The 20,079-nt window shown below is 49.5% G+C and carries 22 protein-coding genes; 7 read left to right on the top strand and 15 right to left on the bottom strand.

Annotation, left to right across the window (positions count from 1 at the left end; genetic code table 11):
* Window positions 1-15: 15 nt before the first annotated feature.
* Both ACFYU8_RS18905 and cysK read right to left on the bottom strand, forming a co-directional pair.
* The gene (locus tag ACFYU8_RS18905; RefSeq protein WP_390302072.1) at window positions 16-1,149 is read right to left on the bottom strand and encodes a bifunctional cystathionine gamma-lyase/homocysteine desulfhydrase; all 1,134 of its coding nucleotides are present in this window, start codon (window positions 1,147-1,149) and stop codon (window positions 16-18) included.
* Between the two features lies 1 nt (window position 1,150).
* On the bottom strand, window positions 1,151-2,074 hold the full coding sequence (cysK, locus tag ACFYU8_RS18910) for a cysteine synthase A (RefSeq protein ID WP_390302075.1): 924 nt from the start codon (window positions 2,072-2,074) through the stop codon (window positions 1,151-1,153).
* 196 nt (window positions 2,075-2,270) lie between these two features.
* Between cysK and ACFYU8_RS18915 the strand changes: the two genes are divergently transcribed.
* On the top strand, window positions 2,271-2,498 hold the full coding sequence (locus ACFYU8_RS18915) for a NifU family protein (RefSeq protein WP_007715787.1): 228 nt from the start codon (window positions 2,271-2,273) through the stop codon (window positions 2,496-2,498).
* Window positions 2,499-2,549: 51 nt separating this feature from the next.
* Here ACFYU8_RS18915 and ACFYU8_RS18920 read toward each other — a convergent pair whose 3' ends face one another.
* Genes ACFYU8_RS18920 through ACFYU8_RS18930 form a run of 3 tightly spaced genes read right to left on the bottom strand, consistent with a single transcriptional unit; the run spans window position 2,550 to window position 5,468 of the window.
* On the bottom strand, window positions 2,550-3,470 hold the full coding sequence (locus ACFYU8_RS18920; protein WP_390302078.1) for an alpha/beta hydrolase: 921 nt from the start codon (window positions 3,468-3,470) through the stop codon (window positions 2,550-2,552).
* Window positions 3,467-4,426, bottom strand: a complete 960-nt coding sequence (locus ACFYU8_RS18925) for a 2-hydroxyacid dehydrogenase (RefSeq protein WP_390302081.1) — start codon at window positions 4,424-4,426, stop codon at window positions 3,467-3,469. The genes ACFYU8_RS18920 and ACFYU8_RS18925 overlap by 4 nt, the downstream gene beginning before the upstream one ends.
* Window positions 4,383-5,468, bottom strand: coding sequence for a hypothetical protein (locus ACFYU8_RS18930; protein WP_390302083.1), 1,086 nt, complete (start codon window positions 5,466-5,468; stop codon window positions 4,383-4,385). Before ACFYU8_RS18930 ends, ACFYU8_RS18925 begins: the two co-directional genes overlap by 44 nt.
* A gap of 164 nt (window positions 5,469-5,632) precedes the next feature.
* Here ACFYU8_RS18930 and ACFYU8_RS18935 point away from each other — a divergent pair, with 164 nt between their 5' ends.
* Window positions 5,633-6,148: a phosphatidylglycerophosphatase A family protein gene (locus tag ACFYU8_RS18935; protein ID WP_390302086.1), complete on the top strand. Its 516-nt coding sequence runs from the start codon at window positions 5,633-5,635 to the stop codon at window positions 6,146-6,148.
* On the opposite strand, the gene ACFYU8_RS18940 is transcribed toward ACFYU8_RS18935, so the two are convergent.
* The 5 genes from ACFYU8_RS18940 to ACFYU8_RS18960 form a co-directional block, all read right to left on the bottom strand.
* Window positions 6,143-6,922, bottom strand: coding sequence for a TIGR01457 family HAD-type hydrolase (locus ACFYU8_RS18940; RefSeq protein ID WP_390302089.1), 780 nt, complete (start codon window positions 6,920-6,922; stop codon window positions 6,143-6,145). The two genes, ACFYU8_RS18935 and ACFYU8_RS18940, sit on opposite strands and share 6 nt — an antisense overlap.
* Window positions 6,923-7,045: 123 nt before the next feature.
* The gene (locus tag ACFYU8_RS18945) at window positions 7,046-8,116 is read right to left on the bottom strand and encodes a hypothetical protein (protein ID WP_390302092.1); all 1,071 of its coding nucleotides are present in this window, start codon (window positions 8,114-8,116) and stop codon (window positions 7,046-7,048) included.
* Between the two features lie 124 nt (window positions 8,117-8,240).
* Complete coding sequence (locus tag ACFYU8_RS18950; protein ID WP_390302566.1) at window positions 8,241-8,870, bottom strand: helix-turn-helix transcriptional regulator; 630 nt, start codon at window positions 8,868-8,870, stop codon at window positions 8,241-8,243.
* Window positions 8,871-9,146: 276 nt separating this feature from the next.
* A complete protein-coding gene (locus ACFYU8_RS18955; protein ID WP_390302095.1) occupies window positions 9,147-9,581 on the bottom strand; it encodes a DUF86 domain-containing protein in 435 nt (144 codons plus the stop codon).
* Window positions 9,582-9,591: 10 nt separating this feature from the next.
* Window positions 9,592-9,699 carry an amino acid ABC transporter permease gene (locus ACFYU8_RS18960; RefSeq protein WP_106653583.1) on the bottom strand — a complete coding sequence of 36 codons (108 nt, stop codon included), beginning with the start codon at window positions 9,697-9,699 and terminating at the stop codon, window positions 9,592-9,594.
* A 281-nt stretch (window positions 9,700-9,980) separates the two neighbouring features.
* Here ACFYU8_RS18960 and glpX point away from each other — a divergent pair, with 281 nt between their 5' ends.
* The 3 genes from glpX (at window position 9,981) to ACFYU8_RS18975 (ending at window position 11,923) form a co-directional block, all read left to right on the top strand.
* The gene (gene glpX, locus ACFYU8_RS18965; RefSeq protein WP_390302098.1) at window positions 9,981-10,955 is read left to right on the top strand and encodes a class II fructose-bisphosphatase; all 975 of its coding nucleotides are present in this window, start codon (window positions 9,981-9,983) and stop codon (window positions 10,953-10,955) included.
* A 12-nt stretch (window positions 10,956-10,967) separates the two neighbouring features.
* Window positions 10,968-11,237, top strand: coding sequence for a DUF3055 domain-containing protein (locus ACFYU8_RS18970; RefSeq protein ID WP_390302100.1), 270 nt, complete (start codon window positions 10,968-10,970; stop codon window positions 11,235-11,237).
* Window positions 11,238-11,422: 185 nt separating this feature from the next.
* Window positions 11,423-11,923 (top strand): hypothetical protein, encoded by a 501-nt coding sequence (locus tag ACFYU8_RS18975; RefSeq protein ID WP_390302102.1) that lies wholly within the window; start codon window positions 11,423-11,425, stop codon window positions 11,921-11,923.
* A gap of 71 nt (window positions 11,924-11,994) precedes the next feature.
* Here ACFYU8_RS18975 and ACFYU8_RS18980 read toward each other — a convergent pair whose 3' ends face one another.
* On the bottom strand, window positions 11,995-12,660 hold the full coding sequence (locus ACFYU8_RS18980) for a YutD family protein (RefSeq protein ID WP_390302105.1): 666 nt from the start codon (window positions 12,658-12,660) through the stop codon (window positions 11,995-11,997).
* A gap of 79 nt (window positions 12,661-12,739) precedes the next feature.
* On the opposite strand from ACFYU8_RS18980, the gene ACFYU8_RS18985 reads away from it, so the two are divergent.
* On the top strand, window positions 12,740-13,720 hold the full coding sequence (locus ACFYU8_RS18985) for a YhcN/YlaJ family sporulation lipoprotein (RefSeq protein ID WP_390302108.1): 981 nt from the start codon (window positions 12,740-12,742) through the stop codon (window positions 13,718-13,720).
* 70 nt (window positions 13,721-13,790) lie between these two features.
* Here ACFYU8_RS18985 and lipA read toward each other — a convergent pair whose 3' ends face one another.
* The 4 genes from lipA to ACFYU8_RS19005 form a co-directional block, all read right to left on the bottom strand.
* A complete protein-coding gene (lipA, locus tag ACFYU8_RS18990) occupies window positions 13,791-14,693 on the bottom strand; it encodes a lipoyl synthase (protein ID WP_106837028.1) in 903 nt (300 codons plus the stop codon).
* Between the two features lie 101 nt (window positions 14,694-14,794).
* Window positions 14,795-16,990 (bottom strand): ATP-binding protein, encoded by a 2,196-nt coding sequence (locus ACFYU8_RS18995; protein WP_390302111.1) that lies wholly within the window; start codon window positions 16,988-16,990, stop codon window positions 14,795-14,797.
* Window positions 16,987-18,114 (bottom strand): metallophosphoesterase family protein, encoded by a 1,128-nt coding sequence (locus tag ACFYU8_RS19000; RefSeq protein ID WP_390302114.1) that lies wholly within the window; start codon window positions 18,112-18,114, stop codon window positions 16,987-16,989. Before ACFYU8_RS19000 ends, ACFYU8_RS18995 begins: the two co-directional genes overlap by 4 nt.
* A 136-nt stretch (window positions 18,115-18,250) precedes the next feature.
* Complete coding sequence (locus ACFYU8_RS19005; RefSeq protein ID WP_390302117.1) at window positions 18,251-18,802, bottom strand: DJ-1/PfpI family protein; 552 nt, start codon at window positions 18,800-18,802, stop codon at window positions 18,251-18,253.
* Between the two features lie 208 nt (window positions 18,803-19,010).
* On the opposite strand from ACFYU8_RS19005, the gene ACFYU8_RS19010 reads away from it, so the two are divergent.
* Entirely contained in the window at window positions 19,011-20,018 is a 1,008-nt protein-coding gene (locus tag ACFYU8_RS19010; RefSeq protein WP_390302120.1) for a M23 family metallopeptidase, read from the top strand.
* The last annotated feature ends 61 nt before the right edge of the window (window positions 20,019-20,079 follow it).

The following is a 20,079-nucleotide window of genomic DNA, read 5'->3' on the forward strand; positions in this document are numbered from 1 at the left end:
CCAGGGTCAGCTAGCTTAGGACAATGCTTGTTCTAGGTCCTCGATCAAGTCCTGAACATCTTCAATACCAACAGAGATGCGCACCAATCCATCCGTAATACCCAGCTCAGCACGGCGCTCTGCCGGGATGGAGGCATGCGTCATACGTGCAGGTACGCTGATCAAGCTCTCCACTGCACCCAGTGATTCCGCCAGCGTGTAGTATTTTACCTTTGCCAACACTTCGTCAGCACGCTCTGCGCTGCCTACGTCGAAGGAAATCATGCCACCGAAGCCACGCGCTTGCTTTTGAATCAGCTCATGACCGGAATGGCTGGACAAACCAGGATAGATCACGCGTTTGATGTCGCTGCGCTCAGACAGCCATTTTGCTATCGTGCGTGCGTTGTGCTCATGCTCTTCCATACGAATTCCCAGCGTCTTCATACCGCGAAGCAAGAGCCAAGAATCTTGTGGTCCAAGCACACCGCCAATTGCATTTTGCACAAAATGGAGGTCTTCGCCCACTTGCGCATCTTTTGCTACGACCAGACCTGCTACCACGTCGCTGTGTCCGCCCAAATATTTCGTTGCACTGTGGAACACGATGTCAGCGCCGAGGTCCAGCGGATTTTGCCAGTATGGGGTCATGAACGTGTTGTCAACTACAAGCAGCACGCCTTTTGCTTTCGCAATGCCTGCCAACGCGCTGATGTCGCTTACTTTCAACAGCGGGTTTGTCGGTGTTTCCATAATGATTGCTTTGGTTTCCGGGCGAATTGCCGCCTCTACTGCTGCCAGATCACTCGTATCTACATAGGTTGCTTCCAGACCCATACGGGAGAATACACGAGTAATAACGCGGTATGTACCGCCGTATACATCGTCACCTACCACGAGATGATCACCTTTGTTGAACAACGCGAGAATGGTGGAGAGTGCCGCCATACCGGAACCAAATGCAAAACCGCGCGCGCCGCCTTCGATTTCAGCGATGTATGTTTCCAATGCGTGACGGGTCGGGTTCCCGGTACGGGAGTATTCGAAGCCCTTGTGAACACCAATGGCTTCCTGTTTATATGTGCTTACCTGGTAAATCGGAACGGATACGGCTCCTGTATGTGGATCTCCATCGATTCCGCCGTGGATCAGACGAGTTTTGATACGCATCTTAAATTCCCCCCTGGTAAATTTTCTTGCTTAGATAACGTTCGCTGCCGTCAGCAAACAGTGTAACGATGTTTGTCCCTGGAGCCGCTTCTCTTGCTTCGCGTAGTGCCGCTGCCATCGCTGCACCTGAGGAGCTGCCTACGAGCAAGCCTTCCTTGGCAGCCAACTGCTTGACCAGATCGAATGCTTCCACATCGAGAATCGTGTGAATAGCGTTGAAGTAGCTCGTATCCATGAACGGAGGCAAAAACTCCATGCCGATTCCTTCTGTCTTGTGCGGGCCGGATTCTCCCCCATTCAAGATGGAACCTTCTGGCTCAACAATTACCGTTTTCACGTTTGGCTTTTGTTCTTTCAAGTAGCGAGCAGCACCCATGAAAGTACCGCCAGAGCCCGCACCTGCCACAAATACGTCTACTTGGCCCTCCATTTGACTCCAAATTTCCGGACCTGTTGTTTTGTAGTGTGCGTCTGGATTCGCCGGGTTAGCAAATTGCTGTGGTACAAAAGCACCTGGAATCGATTCTGCGAGTTCTTTTGCCTTCGCGATTGCACCCTTAATCCCCAGTTCTGTCGGTGTATTGACGACTTCTGCTCCGAGGGCACGCATCAGCTCTTGCTTTTCCTCGGAAAACTTCGCTGGTACGCAGAAAATAACTTTATAACCGGTTCCTACAGCGGCCAGCGCTACACCAATGCCTGTATTTCCTGCTGTCGGTTCAATAATGGTACCACCTGGGGCCAATTGGCCGTTCTCTTCCGCGGCACGAATCAGCTCCATGCCCAGTCTGTCTTTTACGCTGCCTCCTGGGTTAAAATATTCCAACTTGGCGAACAAGCGGACACCCTCAGGGAGCTCAAATTGAGTAATTTCGACGATCGGCGTATTACCAATCAGTTCCTTCACATTGCGAAATACGTTCACGAAGATCTGACTCCTTATAATTGAAGTACTTGCTTCTTTCTTTTTCATTATACCATGCAAAGATTACAAAAAGTCTACGCTACTAAACTTCGGCGCGTCAGCGGAACTTTAAAGTGTCAACAGGGCATGTAAGCCATGGATTTCTCACCATGGTATGATTATAATAAAGGAGAGGTTTGAAAGGAGTGAATGTAACATGGATATCATGGATCAAGTACAAGAAGTTCTCGATAAACTGCGCCCTTACCTGCAACGTGACGGCGGAGACGTACAACTCGTTGATGTAGAAGATGGCATCGTGAAGCTGCGCCTGATGGGTGCTTGCGGTAGCTGCCCTTCCTCTACCATCACCCTGAAAGCAGGAATCGAGCGTGCACTGGTGGAAGAAATCCCAGGCATCAAGGAAGTTCAACAAGTATTCTAATCCAGTCACATCGACATGAAAGCAGCTACAGCAACCGCGTAGCTGCTTTTTTCATTTCCCCTTCTCCCTTCCTTTTTCCAAAAAGGCAATGACACGCTTCCCGTATTCGTCAGGAACTAACGCATAGCTACGAACGTGACCTGCCCGCGGTACGATCCAAAACTCGGAATCTATGTCCTGGGTCAGCTCAAATAGTCGTTCGCTATTTACCATTGGGATCGTCGTATCGCCTGTCCCGTGTATAAAAAGAATCGGTTTGTTCGCTTGCTTCACTGCCTGATACGGATTGACGTCTCGCGGGTTGGCTCCTAGTAAAACAGGACACAAGGTAAGGATGAGCCAGTTGAATGGAAAGCGGGGCAGGCCCGTCCACTGCGGCAAGTTCTCAACCAAGTATTCTCGCAAGGAATAAAACGGTGAATCTGCCACAATCGCAGTGATGCGTTCATCCACTCCGCCAACCATCAAGGAGGTTGCCGCCCCCATAGAAAATCCAACGAGGCCAAGTCTGTGTTCCGGCTTCTTCGCTGCTGCAAAATCGATGGCCCCAAGCAGGTCTTGTTGTTCACGAAGACCAATCGTAGTCAGTGCTTCGCTGGATTCCCCGGCATTGCGAAAGTCGAACATCAATACATCAAAGCCGGCCTGGACAAGTCTTGCTGCCAGAGACAACGCGGGCAGATGTGGCTCCAATCTATTTTGACTATACCCGTGGGCAAAGACTAGCGTCTGTCCATTCGAGACTCGCCCATTTTTTTCTGCCGACAAGTACCATCCGGCCAACGAAATCGTCGCTTCCCTGCTCGAAAAAACGACGGGCTCCGACTGTTCGATTCCAAAATCTCGGGGTTCCATGTGAATCGGCTTTCGCACAGGATGCGTCAAGCGCCAGGTTACGTGAAACGAAACGGCTACTGCTGCAATCAAGAGAAGCACGAGGAGTCCTGTAATCAAAGCAAAGAACGTGTTCATACGGCAGTCAGCGGTCCCCTTCCACTTAGCACCTCTACGATGTTAGCAGCAGCCAGACTCGCCATCTCCGCCCTCGTTTGCACAGTCGCACTACCGATATGTGGCAATGCTACTACGTTCGGCAACTTCAAGAGCGGATTATCCATGGAAACAGGCTCGACCGCAAAAACGTCCAGACCAGCCGCCCATATTTTTTTGTTTACCAACGCTTGATACAGTGCGGCCTCATCTACTGTCCCACCACGAGATACATTGATAAACACAGCGGTTTCTTTCATGAGCGAAAATTGTTTTTCCCCCATCAACATGCGCGTGTCCTCTGTCAGCGGTGTAAGCAGAACGACGTAATCGGACTCTTGCAGAAGCTCGGCCATATCAGCATACCGTGCTCCAGTCTCTTGCTCAGCCTGCGGTTTGCGATTCCGGTTGTGATACAAGATTCGCATGCCAAATCCTTTGGCGCGTCTCGCTACAGCTTCCCCGATTCGCCCCATCCCAATAATCCCTAGGGTCGAACCATATACGTTTTGTCCAGCCATCAGGGTCGGACTCCACGATGTCCATTCCCCCTGTAATAAAAATCGGTTGGCTTCCGTCAATCGGCGGCTTGTTGCCATCAATAAAGCGAAAGCCAAATCGGCAGTAGACTCTGTCAGCACATCAGGCGTGTTGGTTACGATAACTTCGTGTCGTCTGCACGCTTCCAAATCAATATTGTCGTAACCAACTGCCATATTCGCCACGATTCGAAGTCGTTTTGTACTCGCCAAAAATTCCTCGTCCACTCGTTCTGTCAGCATGGTCAAGACAGCATCTACATGTTCAATCTTTTCCAGCAACAGCTCACGCGGGATCGGCGCATTTTTTGTCCATTGCTCGACCTGGGCTACTTTTTCAAGCATCGCGATCACTTCAGGATTGAGTTTCCTCGTTACGAAAACTTGTTGCTTGATCATCTTTTTTCCTCCACAACCAATCAATTTGTGGAATGGATTCGTCATAACGCTGTGCAATGAATAGGGGGTACTTTCGCAGTCCGTCTTCCATTTTTGTTAGCTCGTCTTCCAACTGCGCTTGCCATGCCTGAATGTTGACTTCCTGGCGTTCTTCTACCGGCAACTCCATATAGGTCTCCACGAGCTTCAAAAACCTGCCTGGGTAGAGCATGAGCGCATAAATCACGGCATATTCAGCTGGCAGCAGAGCAGAGACACTGTTGTAGCCGTCGAGAAAGCTGGACACAGCCTCTTCATTCCAGCCGTTTCGCTTTGTCTCAGCTTTGATCCACTGCCCCACATCGCGAGTACGCATATCAAGAACCCAGTTCCATTCACCTGCCATTAGACGTACATCCTTCTCTTTCCATAGCATATACCCTTGATCAAAATTTTGGTAGGCTACTTTCCCGAGACTAGCTGTTTCCTTCACGACTTTATCGTATCCAGCATCCAACAAATATTGAACCGACAATTCACCGAGTTGAGTAATGTACGTGAAGCAGGTCAACAAATATTCATCCATTGGCGCGAGCTCTACATTTTCCTCATCCATCTCATCCCGGTATTCATTAAAATTCCGCAGCTTTTTGCGCCACATGCTCGGCCAGTTGCCAAGTGAGCTGTAGGGGATAAACATCTTGTCAGATGAAAAATCACTCGTGGTCTGATGGAACTGTGCCAGTGACTGGCCGCTGGCATAATAGGGGTTGTCGGGAACCTCCTCCCGCACGCCTCTGTATAAATAGTAAAGCTGCTCATCATCGACGATGTGAGCCTGCCCACTTGTTGTGTTCACTAGCTTTAACAAGCGAATGTTTTGCTGTTGACTCAAATGCTTTTTTACTTTCTCAATAAACTTGCTTTTGTATTTATATCCGGCTGGCGCCTCGAACATGTAGTAAAGGCCTCGATCCGTTTCCAGTACCTTGCTTGCCCCCGTCGTGCGATATCCCTGGAGTTCAAAACCGTACTTCTCCTGCAGAAGCTCTTTTTCTTCCATACAGTCGTTCACCCTCCTTGCATACTGCTCTTCTGGCATTGTATGTCGACAGATCGGGATAGGTGCCTATCTGGATGCAGATACTAGAAGCATTCATGCCGACTTTCTGGGTGCTGAAAAGTCGACTTTTTGAACACGCACGTGAAAAAGGAGGAACCACAAGCATGAGTGAGCATCCACTAAACAGCGAGAGTTGTCTGGACTTCGTTATTGATCTCTTGAAAAAACGAGGAGTCAGTATGAATGACATTGCTGAAATTGTCATGTTCCTGCAGTCAAAATACATCCCGGACATCACCTTGGACATGTGTCTGGAGAGTGTGACGTCTGTCTTGAAAAAACGCGAGGTCCAAAACGCATTGCTGACCGGGATTCAGCTCGACATCCTCGCAGAACAAAACCAACTGCTGCCCCCGCTCCAGGCGATTATTGAATCAGACGAGCCTCTTTACGGCATAGACGAGGTACTCGCCCTCGCTATCGTCAACCTGTACGGGAGCATCGGTTTTACCAACTTCGGTTATGTAGATAAGCTGAAGCACGGCAAACTCGCCGATCTCAACGACAAGCGTTTTGGTGTCCATACTTTTTTAGACGATCTCGTCGGTGCGGTCGCAGCCGCCGCCTCCAGCCGCATTGCCCATCGCCAGAAGCAGCAGGAAGAATGCTCGGAATCATAGTGAGATTCGTTGTTCCCATTCAGGCAAGTCTTCCGCAATATGGGTAGGCATAGCATGATGCCTGTCTGCTTCTTCGCGTGTGGAATAGCCTGTCAAAACGAGTAAGCTATCCAAGCCGCTGTTGGCACCTGCCTCAATATCCGTATATAAATTGTCCCCGACGATCAGTGTGTCAGCCGCAGCAGTACCAAGTTGGTCCAGAGCGTAACGGACGATGATGGACTCCGGTTTGCCAATCACGATTGGTTTCGTTGCAGAAGCAACGGAGACGGCTGCTACCAGTGAACCATTGCCGGGGAACAGACCAGCATCCGTCGGTAGGGCTGCATCTGCATTGGTAGCGATAAAAGTTGCTCCTGCACGGATAGCACGTGCGGCGATCGCCAGTTTTTCATACGTAAAAGCACGATCAATCCCGACAATGACATAAGCGGGATCTTCTTCTGTAATCACATAGCCTGCATCTGTCAGCTGATCATGCAAGCCTGCCTCTCCAATTACGTAGACGCGTGTACCCGCTGGTGCCTGCTCTCGTAAATAGGTAGCGGTCGCCATGCTCGTGGTATACACGTCCCGAGCTTGTGCTTCTATGCCCATTGCTACCAGCCGTTCTGCGACGATTTGTGCAGAGGCTGATGAATTGTTGGTCAGGAACAAATACGGAATCTGTTGAGTTTTTAAGTGGGTGATGAATGCTGCGGCTCCCGGGATCGCTTCTCTTCCCCGATAAATCGTCCCATCCAGATCAAGCAAGTAGCCTTTGTATTGTTTCACGTTGTTCCATCTCCCATCTGCTGTAGTAAGCCGGTTGTACAAGCTCTCCCCTCTTAGTGTAAACCTTCGTCCCTCCTATCGCAAAAAAACAGGAAACGGCCTTCCACCGCTTCCTGCTTATGTCTAGTCGTCTCTTCCTCTCATCGCCACGATTTTGTCCAGCCATGTTTTTGTTTGCTCGGGGGACAACACTTCCAGCAGCTCGGTCCTTGGTGATAGCGCGCTGTGAACAGGTACGCAAAAGGATAAATCCCACGAGCGACTAGCAAAGATATTCTCCCCTAACAAGATCAGTGCTTTACCATCTATTCTTGGAATATGTGTGGGCATCATTTCTCCAAACACCCAGCCCTCTAGTTGATTTTGCTTCATCTGGCTGCTATTTTCGTCCAGACCATACGCATTGAAAAAACCGAATAACGCCTCATCCGAAGCACCACTTGTCTCGGGGTATTCAATCCCAGATGCTGCTTTAATGGCGACTTCGTTTCGCTGCATGGAGGCAAATGGTTCCTTTTCTTGGAAAGACCGTAGCATCACATCCTGCAACAACGTGAACAGATGAAAATTGTTTTGCACGGTTTCCAGTCGCACTCTTACACCCGTAAAGGTTTCCGGGTGCAAGACGACAACCTCCAGATCATCCACACTGTTTAAAACATCATGTACATATTCCAAGTTGTCGATGTGTTCATAGAGCGATTCGATCAAACGGACAAGCTCTTCCTTTTGTCGCATTTGATTTCGTGCTTGCTTGTATCGGCAAATCATGGTCATCGTCGCTAAAATCACAAAGTCAGATGTCACTCGCGCTTTTACCGTATCGGGTCTTGATAAAAAATGCTCTTCCACAGAGAGCTCTTCATTCGCCAAATACGTTTCGATCAATAGAAGATGCCGCTCCAGCTGCCGGACAACGGAATCGACAATCAGGCTCGGGTCACCGCCGTATTCGACCAGCGTGCCGCTCATAATGCAGGACAGCCCTTTTTTATACGTATCAGCTTCGCTATCCAGAAACGCAGCGAGCTGACCGAGAATTTCGTTGATCGACTCAGCATTCGAGACAGCGTGTTGAAACATCGCTTTAATGGACGGATCCTGAAATGCTCGGGAATCTTCATGTATATCCTCTAGCTGATACACTTCACGCTCCAAAAAAGACAGGAGCGGTTGCAATACCTCTACCATCATCCATTTCACTCTCCACGAAGCAGTCTATTTATCTATGGGTATGATAAGGAAATCGTATCAGGGAAATCTTGTAAACAAAAGAAAAAAATCCACCCGATTCGAGTGGACTTTCGTTATGGTTCATTTATTTCGCTTCCTTGATGTGAAACACGCATTTGTCTCCGCCTTTTGCCATGCACGTGGTTTGCTCGACATTGGCTTTCAAAACCCGACGGAACAAGGAGAGCTCACAGCTACACGCTTGGTTGAATTCACGGGCTACTTGCGAGATTGGGCAATTGAACTCCTGAATCCGATAACCGTCTCCAGTTTCGTCCTTTTCCCATTCCACCATGTAGCCTTTATCGTTTTGCAGCTCGGCTAGTTTGGCTACACGATCTTCCAAGTCGCCTTGCATGTGGGAGCGATAATTCTCCTCCAAGCGATTCTCACGGCGTCTAAAGAGCATCTCAATTTTAGACAAACCGTCGATTTCCTTTATGTCTTGTAAAAAATCTAATGTCAAATGAGAATAATTGCGCGGAAACAGTTCATCTGCCTCCTGCGACAATGAATAAACATTCGTTGGGCGTCCCATCGCTTGGCGAACAAGCGTAGACTTGATCAAATTATCTCTCTCCAGGGTGTTCAAATGACGTCGTACCGCCATTTCAGTAATCCCTAGCTCGACGGCCATGTCGCTGACAGGGAGTGAACCTTTGACCTTGAGCATGTGCAGGATTTGATCACGAGTGGACGTTCCTTCGTTTGTCATACGTATCACCGTCCTTTCTCCCTATTGTAGTGGATGAAGACGTTTTAGTAAACAAACGAAAGTCTTTTGTATAAAATATCCGCTACTACAATTTAAATTCGTGTTTAAAAAGTTGGCTTTTCAGCACCAAGAAAGTGGAGAGAACCTGTAGAAGGAGGAGCGGAGTGTAGGGGACCTACATGAGCACCGGACTTCAAAGGTGAACGCCACTTTCGATGTCGAATAACCTTTCAGAAATTACTTCGTGATCAAAAGACGACTTTTTAAACTTCCTCTTTAAAACAGTTCTTTTTTCAAGAAGGCTCTCACCTGAGGCTCAAACTGACGAATGGTCCCGGTAGCTTCCTCTACCAGGCTGTACATTTCATTGACCGGCACACTTGTATAATCGTTGACCAGATGCTTGCGGAAATCGGTCACACGTGTCAGGATCAAAGCCTGCTCATTCGTGATGACTTGCTCATCCCGCAAAATTTCCACGATGTCGCTGTAGCTTCCTGGATCTCGCATAATGAATCCGTCGATCAGCGCGTTTCCGACATCCACTATTCCTTCGATAGACAAGTGCAGGGCTCGCTCCATCGCTGCAACAGCAACTTCATCCGCCAAAACCGCTTTGGCTCCTCGTTCGCTGAGCTTGTCCAACAGTTCAAGCATACGAGACATATGTTCCAATACTTGGTCGATTCGTTTTGTATTCACGTCGTACATATATTTCTCCTTACTTTCGCTTTTTTGCTTTGCGCTTTGAGTAGTAAACGGTAAACACAAATGTTAGCACCAGGACGAGAAGCACCAATTCCCCTTCCTGCAAATAGGAATTGCTCACCGGTTTCACCTCTTTTCATCCCTCAGTATACCAAATTTGGACGACCTGTCACGAATCACGTTCGTCTTTTGATCACGCAGTGGTACTGGGGGATTATTGGACATCGAAAGTGGCGTTCACCTTTGAAGTCCGGTGCTCATGTAGCTCCCCTACACTCCGCTCCTCCTTCTACAGATTCTCACCACTTTCTCGGTGCTGAAAAGACGACTTTTTGATCGTTCACTTTATGTTACAATGATGGGGTGAATTTTTGCCGGCAAGCATAAGGGGAGGAACACACTGTGGAACGCGAAATGGCTCTGGAAATTGTGCGGGTAACGGAAATGGCTGCACTCGCCTCTTCTCACTGGATGGGACGTGGGAAAAAGAATGAAGCAGATGGAGCAGCGACCAGCGCCATGCGCGCCATGTTTGACACGATCAACATGAGGGGTACCGTCGTCATTGGCGAAGGTGAGCTGGATGAGGCCCCCATGCTCTATATCGGTGAAAAGCTCGGTAACCCGGAAGCAGGTGGGCCTGAGGTAGATGTGGCGGTTGATCCACTAGAAGGAACGACGATTGTCGCCAAGGGTCACAACAATGCCATGTCTGTTATCGCCGTTGGCGACCGTGGAACACTGTTGCATGCACCAGACATGTACATGATGAAAATGGCCGTCGGCAAACGTGCTGCCGGACAAATCAACCTTTACGATCCCGTGGATAAAATGATAGAGGTTGTAGCAAAAGCAAACAACAAACGCGTGCAAGATGTGACTGTCATTATTCAGGAACGCGATCGTCACCAGGCGATTATTGACGCCGTTCGTGAAAAGGGTGCAAGAGTGAAGCTTTTTGGAGATGGCGATGTGGGTGCTGCGATTGCTGCTTGTCTTCCGCAAACAGGGATTGACCTGTTCTTGGGTATCGGTGGTGCTCCAGAGGGCGTGATCAGTGCCGCAGCGATCAAGTGCCTGGGTGGCGACATGCAAGCCCAGCTCAAGCCACAAAACGACATCGAGCGCGAGCGCTGCATCAAAATGGGGCTCGACAATCCAGAGCAACTCTTGACGCTGAACGATCTGGTCAAAGGGGACGACGCCATCTTTGCGGCAACAGGCGTATCGGACGGAGAGCTGTTGCAAGGCGTGCGCTATCTCGGTGATGATATGGTGGAAACTCATTCGATCGTCATGCGTGCCAAAACCAAGACCATTCGCTTTGTCCGCGCTGTACACAATACCGAACACAAACCAAATCTTTTATGGAAGTAGAGGGATATCTATATGGCAAATGAATTGTTCTACTTGTACGACGAAGCTGAGGATTCTCGAACACGCTTTGTCAGCTTTACGGGGGAAGCTACTCGTTTTGACCTCGCGATTACAACGACCAACCGTTTTTATGGGAAGGCGATTGTCATCAACATTCAAAATGGACGCTCTGCTATTATTGGACATGATGATCTGGAAGAAGAAGGCTATCTGGAATTTGCGTTCAACTTGAACGAGCGTGAAGCAGAAGAACTGAAATCATTTTTGGAAGCAGCCATTTAATTCACCAAAGGAAGAGCGATTGCAGCTCTTCCTTTTTTCTGTGAAAAACGTCCCCTCACATCAGGGATCGAATATTGGTAACCCCGCCCATTTCCTGTCGGACAATGCTCCTTACAGGCAAATGCCTCGTATACTGCTACTGCACAGATGCACAGATAGATAACGAGAGGAGTGCCAATCGCACAATGCAACCTTATCCATATGAACAAAACCAATACGATCAAACTCAATACGACCAAACTCAATACGACCAGACTCAATACGATCAAACTCACTACGATCAAACTCAATACGATCAAACTCAATACGATCAAACTCAATATGATCCAAACGAATACGATCAAAACCAATTTGTCCCTGCACAATATGACCAGCCACCTTATTACCGATCAGACCAGGATTATCAATACATTCCAGAAGATCAGGCTCATCCAGTCTTTTTCCGAAGAAGACGAGGTCCTGAAGTTGTTGTCGTCCCACAGCCATATCCTTGGTGGGGATGCAATACATGCTGGCCTGGTTTTTGGCCCACTTGGGGAGGCTGTCCTGGTTCCCCTGGATGGGGCGGAACCCCTGGCGGCGGATGGGGCGGAACCCCTGGTGGCGGCTGGGGTGGAACCCCTGGTGGCGGCTGGGGTGGAGCCCCTGGTGGTTGGGGTGGGTCCCCCGGTGGTTGGGGCGGTTAATAAATCGAAAAACGAAAAGAGCCCTGACATTCAGGGCTCTTTTTCTATGCTTCTTTTATTCTGTTTCGTTTTTAGGAATCACGCTTCGGCGTATTTGGTCCTGTTGGGACTTTATCGCGTTCACGATTAGGTCTCAATTGATTGGGACGGCGCTCTCGTGAGCCGGAATCTCTGCCATTTTTATCTGGTCGATCCTTTTGAAACTTTGGTTTCTCACCGCGATCGTTTTTCCCTGCCCCATTGCGATCAGCGGCAGCGTTGTTTTGGCGATCCTGTTTATTTTGACGAGGGTGGTAGCGTCTGCGTTCTTTCCTTTCGACATAGGGCGAAGAGCCACCCTCTTCACGCGGGATGTCCTGACGGATATCAATGATGACATCAAAGGCAGTTTCGTCTTGCCCGCTTTGGTCGTCACTGTTGCCGACATTTGCTTTTACCTTACGCAAAACGAAATACGGACAACCAAAATTGCAGAACTCATGCAGGTACTCATCCAAAGCGGCGATCCGCTGCTCGAACGGTACTTTGCGATTAGCGTCTGTATAGAACCCACGAAGACGAAGCTGACCATAGCCCCAGTCCCCTACAATATAATCGTACTTGTCGAGGATGTCGCTATAGCGCTCCTTGAACGCTTCAAGGTTCCAGCCGTCTCGATTTACTTCCATGACTTCATAAGTACCGGCTTGCGTGCGAATCAAACCCGCTTCCTCCTTACGCATGTATACTATGTCCATCTTATCATATTTCACGCAATATGAGCTAAATTTCCCACGATAACTGCCATGTGCCTTTGGACATTCTATCGTGTAGGGGGTGTTACCATTGAAAAAGACATGGTTGTATCCTGCAATTGCAGGTATTGTGCTCTTGGCTTCTGGTTGTAACAACAATGCTGCGCCTAATTACACGCATCCGAACAAGACGATGTCGTACCAGTCTGCTCCGCACGTTCGAAATTTTGATGGAATGCACGTCCGTAACTACGATGGAATGCGCTCGACGAATATCGACGGGTATCATCACACTCGTAATTACAACGGTACAAGCACCACTAATTTCGACGGCATTCACACCCGCAGTTACGACGGCACACGTGATGGACTTCACGTCCGCAATGGCATGGGACTGACCAACAATGCTGGGATTAACAATGGTGTATATCCGCATGGCACGTATCCACATGCAAATGTAAACAACTACAACGCCTATACGAGCGGTATGAGACCGTACAATGCCTTTACGGATCATAAAGCTGGGATGGGTACAGCAGGTGTTTACAATACGCCAACTGGAAGACATCATTCCATTTATCAACAGCATGATTGGAACCGCGGCGGAGCAGGAGTCATGCAAACCGGAATGCCACGCATGGGCTATGCGCAAACTGACCGTCACCACATGAAGACCGCCAGTAGCACGAACGTCTATGTAGACCGTGATGCATTGGCAAAAGCTGTTGGGAATGTCACTTCCAGTTGCCCTGGCGTTCAGCGTTCTACCGTCTTGGTAACGGATAAAGAAATTTTTGTGGGTCTGCACACACAAGGAGCAGATGCGCACACAGCGAAAAAACAGGCAAGAATGAACGCCGAATCGGTTTCACCACGCTATTACAAAGTGTATGTAACCGATAATCCGAATGACATTCAGGAAATCGCTCGTGTTGCAAGTCGCTCAAGCAATGTGAGTACAGCGCGTACAGAAGACGCGAAAAGCATTGAAACACTCGTCAAGCGTATGGGCGGAACATCCCATAACGTGAAGGCTACTCACAAAGGTACAACCAGTCGCTAAAGCCCTCTCCCCCATGTAGTGAAAAACCCCCTCTTTCCCGCTCTTATAGGGCGGGTGAGGGGGTTATTTATTATTGCGCTTTCGGCATGGATTCTTTCGCTATCGTTTCCTTCGCTGCGCTTGCCTGCTCGTGAGCGTGATACGAGCTGCGTACTAATGGTCCTGACTCCACGTGACTAAAGCCGCGCTTCATGCCTTCTTCCTTCAAGCGAGCGAATTCATCTGGATGATAAAACTTTTCTACCTTCAAATGCTTCTTGGTCGGTTGCAAATACTGACCAATCGTCATGATATTGACGTCGACAGAACGCAGGTCATCCATCGTTTCGATGATTTCCTCCATCGTCTCGCCTACACCAATCATCAGACTGGACTTCGTCGGAATGTTCGGCTGGAATTCTTTTGCCTTTTTCAACAGTTCCAGCGTCCGATCGTACTTGGCTCTTGCCCGTACGCGATCTGACATCCGGCGAACCGCCTCAATGTTGTGGTTCAGTACGTCAGGCTTTGCGTCCATGACCACTTTTAAGGCATCCCAGTTCCCCATAAAATCGGGAATCAATACTTCGACCGAGGCAAACGGCAGTCGACGACGGATTGCACGAATCGTATCGGCAAAAATCTGTGCGCCTCCATCTGCCAAATCATCACGAGCAACGGAAGTAACAACGACGTGCTTCAAACGCATTTGTTCGGCTGCTTCTGCTACGCGTTCTGGTTCAGCCGTATCCAACTCCGTCGGCAGTCCAGTTTTTACTGCACAAAACCGACAGGCTCGGGTACATATATCACCCAAAATCATGAAAGTTGCTGTACCGCTTGCCCAGCATTCATGAATGTTGGGGCATTTAGCTTCTTCACAAACGGTATGTAGCGTCTTCGTGCGCATGGTTTGCTTAAGCTCTTTAAAGCTGGCTAGTTCTGATCCTGAAACAAGGTTGATCTTGAGCCACTCCGGCTTGCGTTGCGTCATAGGGCTCACTCCTCATGTGACATCATGGTACAAGACAATAACAATCTCCATTATAGAGGTTGGATTTCGGAGGGGCAACCTCTTTCCTGCCCCGGAAACAATTACCCGATCCGATGTACGGCATGGCGGTTCCCTTGGCGAAGCAATGGCTCCAGCATGCGCAGCTCTCGCTCATGACAGGTGAAAAGAAACACTTGCTGCTCTTGGGCCAGCATCGCTACATAGTCAAGCGTTCGGCGCAATCGCTCTTCATCATAATGGACAAAATGATCATCGAAAAACAGCGGCAATGGCTCCGACTGCTTGGCATGATGCACCAAGGCCAGACGCTGGGCAAGGTATAGCTGATCAATCGTCCCTGTGGAACATTGGTCCTGTTCGAGCACCATTTGTTTGGTCGGCGCAAGCAAACGGATGGCAAATCCCTCACGCGGATCGAGTCTGACATCCCGATACGCTCCCCCTGTAATATGGTCGATGATCTCCGATGCCTGCTGATTCACAGCAGGCGTGCTATCCCGCCGCCATTCCCCTACGGCCTCCTGCAACATTTCCCGAGCCAACTGAAGGGCGTCTCGCTTATTTTGCAGCTGACGAAGTGCAGCGTGCGCTTCTTCAAGCTCATCAGTTGTGCGAGATAATGACAGACTCTCATGCACCGCCATCTCACCATTTCCTCTAGCCATTTGTTCCCGCAGTTCCTGCAATCTATCCTCAGTCTCCACAATCTCGATGCGCAATTTGCCTTGCTCGGTCTCAAGCATATTTTTTTCCTGATCAAGCAGGGTCCGAAGTGTCTCACCCCAACTAGCTGACAGATCGGCCTCCTGCTTCGTTTTCGCCATTTCCGATAGTAGCTGTTCAGACTGTTGCTTGTGTGTGCTTTTCAGTAACTCTTCCCGTCTTTCCAAAAAGGTATCCCAATCACTCGCCCCCCATCTCTGAACGAGTCTGCCGAGTTCAGCATCGAGTGAAGCGACCTCTTCTTGTACCCTTTGACTATCCTGTACCGCGTCATTGTCTGGTGTTTGTTTGGGTCCTCCTGTCCCCCCTTTTACTCGCAGCAAGAAAACCCCAAAACCGAACAGCAACAAAGCGGCAGTCGCAGAAATCCCCCCCAGAACGGGATGTCCACTCACGAAGCCGATTAACCCGAAAACAGACAATATCCCTGCGCCGCCCCACATGAGTGCTGCTCCCCGCTTCCTTTTCGCCTGATTGCCTTGGCGGGTGCTGCGTGATGTTGTACTTCGCGGACTTGTGGAAAGGGCGGATACAGCCAATGTCGCCATACGAATATGCAATGCTTCCCGCTGTTTGAGCAATTGTGATCCTTTTTCATAATCGTGCTGTAAGGGTACGAGATGGTCATCACCCTGTTGTACGGCTACTGTCGGCATATTTACCTGAGTGAAACCACGTCTTGCCTCTTCGTGAATTGCCAACTCGGCCTCAGAGCGTGCAGTTTGCTCCCACCACGCCCAGTCTTGTTGACTGACAGGAGCATGGCTTCGTTGCCAGCGCTCCTGCAACGCTTTCGCTTGTCCGATTGAGTGATCCAGACGCTGCTGCAATCGACTACGCCGCAGTTCTAATTGGAGACATTCTTCTTTCGCTTCCGCTATTTGCAGCGTCAGCTGGCTAATCGTTCGCCACGCTGCTTTTGCATGCTCCTTTTCCTGCTCTTTTTGAGCTACCTTCGTAGCGGCTTTTCCCAAAAGTGTATTTTCGGCCCGTTCTTTTTTGCCGATGACCGCAACCTCCCGATCCAGCTCCGCCAAAATTTGTTGGACAGCCGGATTGGCTTCTTCCGCAGTCGTAAAAGTCGGAATCAAATGCTCAGCTGCTTGAAGCGGTTCCCTCCTGATCCACGTCAAATCCGTGAATAGGCTGCGTGTAAGGCCCGTATGCTTTTCGATAAAATTCCGTTCCTTGCGTCTGTCTTCCAAATAAAGATCGGTCAGCTCCGTCCATTCGGGGTCCAAAAAGAGGCGTGCCTCCTCCCGCTCCTTCGTCAACTGACGGTGCAGGCGATAGGTTTTGCCCGCTAATTTGTATGTAATGATCGTTTCATACACGCCACTCTGCCACGGACGGTATTTATCATATTCAGGCAAGTATCGCGCCGATTTGACGTAATCGCGCTTCATTCCATACAAGGCAGCGAAAATGCCATGAAGGATGGTTGATTTTCCTGATTCATTGGGGGCATAAAACAGATTGATACCTGGAGCAAAATGGAAGGAAGAATCCTGCCATTTTCCGAAGCTCCCCAGCACTAGCTCCTCAATTTTCATCGAATGGTCCCTCCAATCCGCGCCAAAGCCTCTTGCTTGGCTAACCTGACGATTTCTCGCTCGTCCTCATTTTGCGCACAGGACTCCGCCTCTGCCAGCTTGGAAAGCCACCTCCCCCATACGCCACCATCTGCGATCAGCTTGTCCTCATCCACATCAGGCCACGTCCGATCTGTTAGCTGCAGCACAAAAAAACGGGAAAATCGCTGTTGGATTACGGACAATGGAGGCTGAAAATGCGCAGCACGCTCCCCTGTCAGTGTGATGTACAGCATATCGGAATCCTTTTCCTCTGCGAGCTCCTGCTCCATCCAATCAATAAGCTGGTCAGACGTTTCGACTCCTTTTCCCTCGATTTCCAGCTTTCGAATTTTGCGTGATTGAACAGGAATTGCCGTGAGCTGCAATCGGCCATCCTGATCCATCTCTCCATACAAAACGTTTCGTTCCCCAGCTTCCTTGCTCGTCAATCCTTCTGGAGAGCCTGGGTAAGCAGCAAACGGTTGTTTTTTGACCGGGTGCATGAACTGCTCTGGCTTGTGAATGTGTCCCATCGCAACATAGTCCATGTCCGTCTGTACGAGCTGCTGCACGGTGACAGGCGCATACGGATGATGCTCTTCTTCGCCTGAATGGGAAAGCACACTGGCATGCAGAACCATCAGATGATGGGCATATCCTTCCAATTTTCCTGGAAACGTATCGAGTGGCGACTCATACACATGTGGCTGTCCGAAGCCCCAGCCGTATATCACGCACGACTTTTCGGGAAATTCGTACACGCCCCACTCGGGTGTAAACCAGTAGACGTTTGCCGGCCATTCCAATGTTTGATAAAACGAATCCGCTCGCCACGGATCATGATTGCCAGGTGCGATCACGACAGGGGTTGGTGCGATACTAGCAAAAAGATCACGTAAAAACATCGCGGTTGATCGTCTTCCACCGTGGTATTCCAATAAATCTCCGGCAATGAGCCAGAAGTCCGCTCCCTTTTCGCGGACGAGGTCACGGATTCTTTTCATCGTTTGACGAAAATCATCCTGACGCAGCTCGTAACGCTCTCCCAACATTTGAAGCGGCGCATCCAGATGGACATCCGCTGTATGAATAAATGACAGCACGATCCCTTTCACTCCTCACATGAAACAGACGAACATACTTTCCCTTTATGATACAGAGGAAAAGGCTGGATGAAAAGCATCTGTCAAAACGAAAAAACTTCCGCCAACAGGGACGGAAGTTTGGAGGACTTGTTTTTTACTTGAGCAAATGGAGGAATTCACGCATGAAGCCCGGCAAGTCTGGCCATGCATGTCCCGAAACAAGATTGCCATCGACATGGAGCGTATCCGTTTGGTAGATCGCACCGCACGCTTCTACACCCGGTCTGCATGCCTGGTAAGCTGTGATTTCACGACCAGCTAAGTGCTCACGAACGATCGTCAATACTTGAGAGCCGTGGCAGATGGCTGCGACTGGTTTGTTCGTCTCGAAAAAGTGCGCCACAATCGGCTTCAGATGCTCATTGAGCCTGATATGCTCAGGTGCTCGTCCACCCGGAATAATCAGGGCGTCAAACGCCTCAGGGTTAATGTCTGAGAATGCAACATGAGCGGGAAGCTGATAAGCTGGCTTTTCTGTGTACGTCTCACTGTGTGCCTCGAAATCATGGCAAACGGTGTGCAGGGTTTTCACGCTGGGTGCTGCAATGACCGTTTCATACCCTTCTTCCAAGCAGCGGTAATACGGATAGAAAACCTCCAGTGCCTCCACGGCATCCCCTGTTACAATCAACACTTTTTTGCTCATCACACAGCCTCCTCATGACCATTTTTTAAGGAATACACTCCTCCTGATTTGAATTCTTTGGCTGTACGGTGTGCTCCTGCCTCCTTTTCTGCAAATTTTACAAAACTTTCCTCATCTACAGACAAAAGCTCTTCCAAAAGTATCTTGGATAATCCACTCCAACTGGCAGAAACTACAACAAAAGACTACTAGGCTGGAGGGAGACGGCATGCGAGTTTTCCGCCTAATCATTCAGATCAGCTTGTGCGTGGTTGCAGCTATTTCGCCACTAGAATCCGTCGCCGGAATCGCTCCGTCCGCCAAAGAGCAAGACCCGGCTCTCCAAGAGCGCTTGCAGCTTTTTTTGCGCTTGGAAACGATGCACGGCATTCCGTGGAATTATCTGGCAGCCATTGATCAATACGAGCGTACCATGAAAATACGTAGGAAGAAGCAGGAGCAAGAAGACGTCTCTCGGCTAACAGCTGTGGACATTCCAAGCGATCGTTGGGCAGGTGCGTTCAATCCCGATGCAGAGGATACCAATCCGGTATCTATTCAATTTTTTGATGGAATCGGAATGGACGGAGATGGCGATGGGGTCGCGGATCGTCACAACGATCTCGATGCACTCACTACTTTCATTCACTACCTATCCCAATACGGTTTCTCCCACGAAGATTGGCAAATCGGGCTCTGGTCATACTACCAGCGGGATCGGTCCGTGAAGACGATCAGGCAGTTCGCACAGGTATACGCAAAGTATCAACATCTGCACCTAGATGAGCGCCATTTTCCCATCCCAGCAAGGTACGATTACAGCTACCGCAGTACATGGGGGGCTCCGCGTGGCTGGGGTGGTCGGCGCATCCACGAGGGGACCGATATTTTTGCTAGCCATGGTACCCCTGTACTCAGCACAGCATACGGAGTCATTGAAGTAATCGGCTGGAACAGGTTTGGCGGATGGCGAATCGGCATGCGTGACATGGGCAATGTGTACCATTACTTTGCACATCTGTCTTCGTTTAAAAAGGGCATGAAGCCTGGTGACATCGTGGAGCCAGGAGAAGTGATCGGATATATCGGCAGCTCTGGATACGGGAAACCCGGCACCTCAGGCAAATTCCCTCCCCATCTGCACTACGGTATGTACCGGGAAACAGGTGGCGCAGATTGGTCATTTGATCCTTATCCGTATTTACGACGTTGGGAGCGGCAAAAGAAGCGGCAATGAAGCCGCTTCTTTTTTATGGGCAGCTCTTTTCATTGACATCCATCATCCGTAAAAATACAAT

It is taken from the genome of Brevibacillus sp. NPDC003359 (assembly GCF_042878995.1).
In the GTDB taxonomy this organism is placed as follows: Bacteria; Bacillota; Bacilli; order Brevibacillales; family Brevibacillaceae; genus Brevibacillus.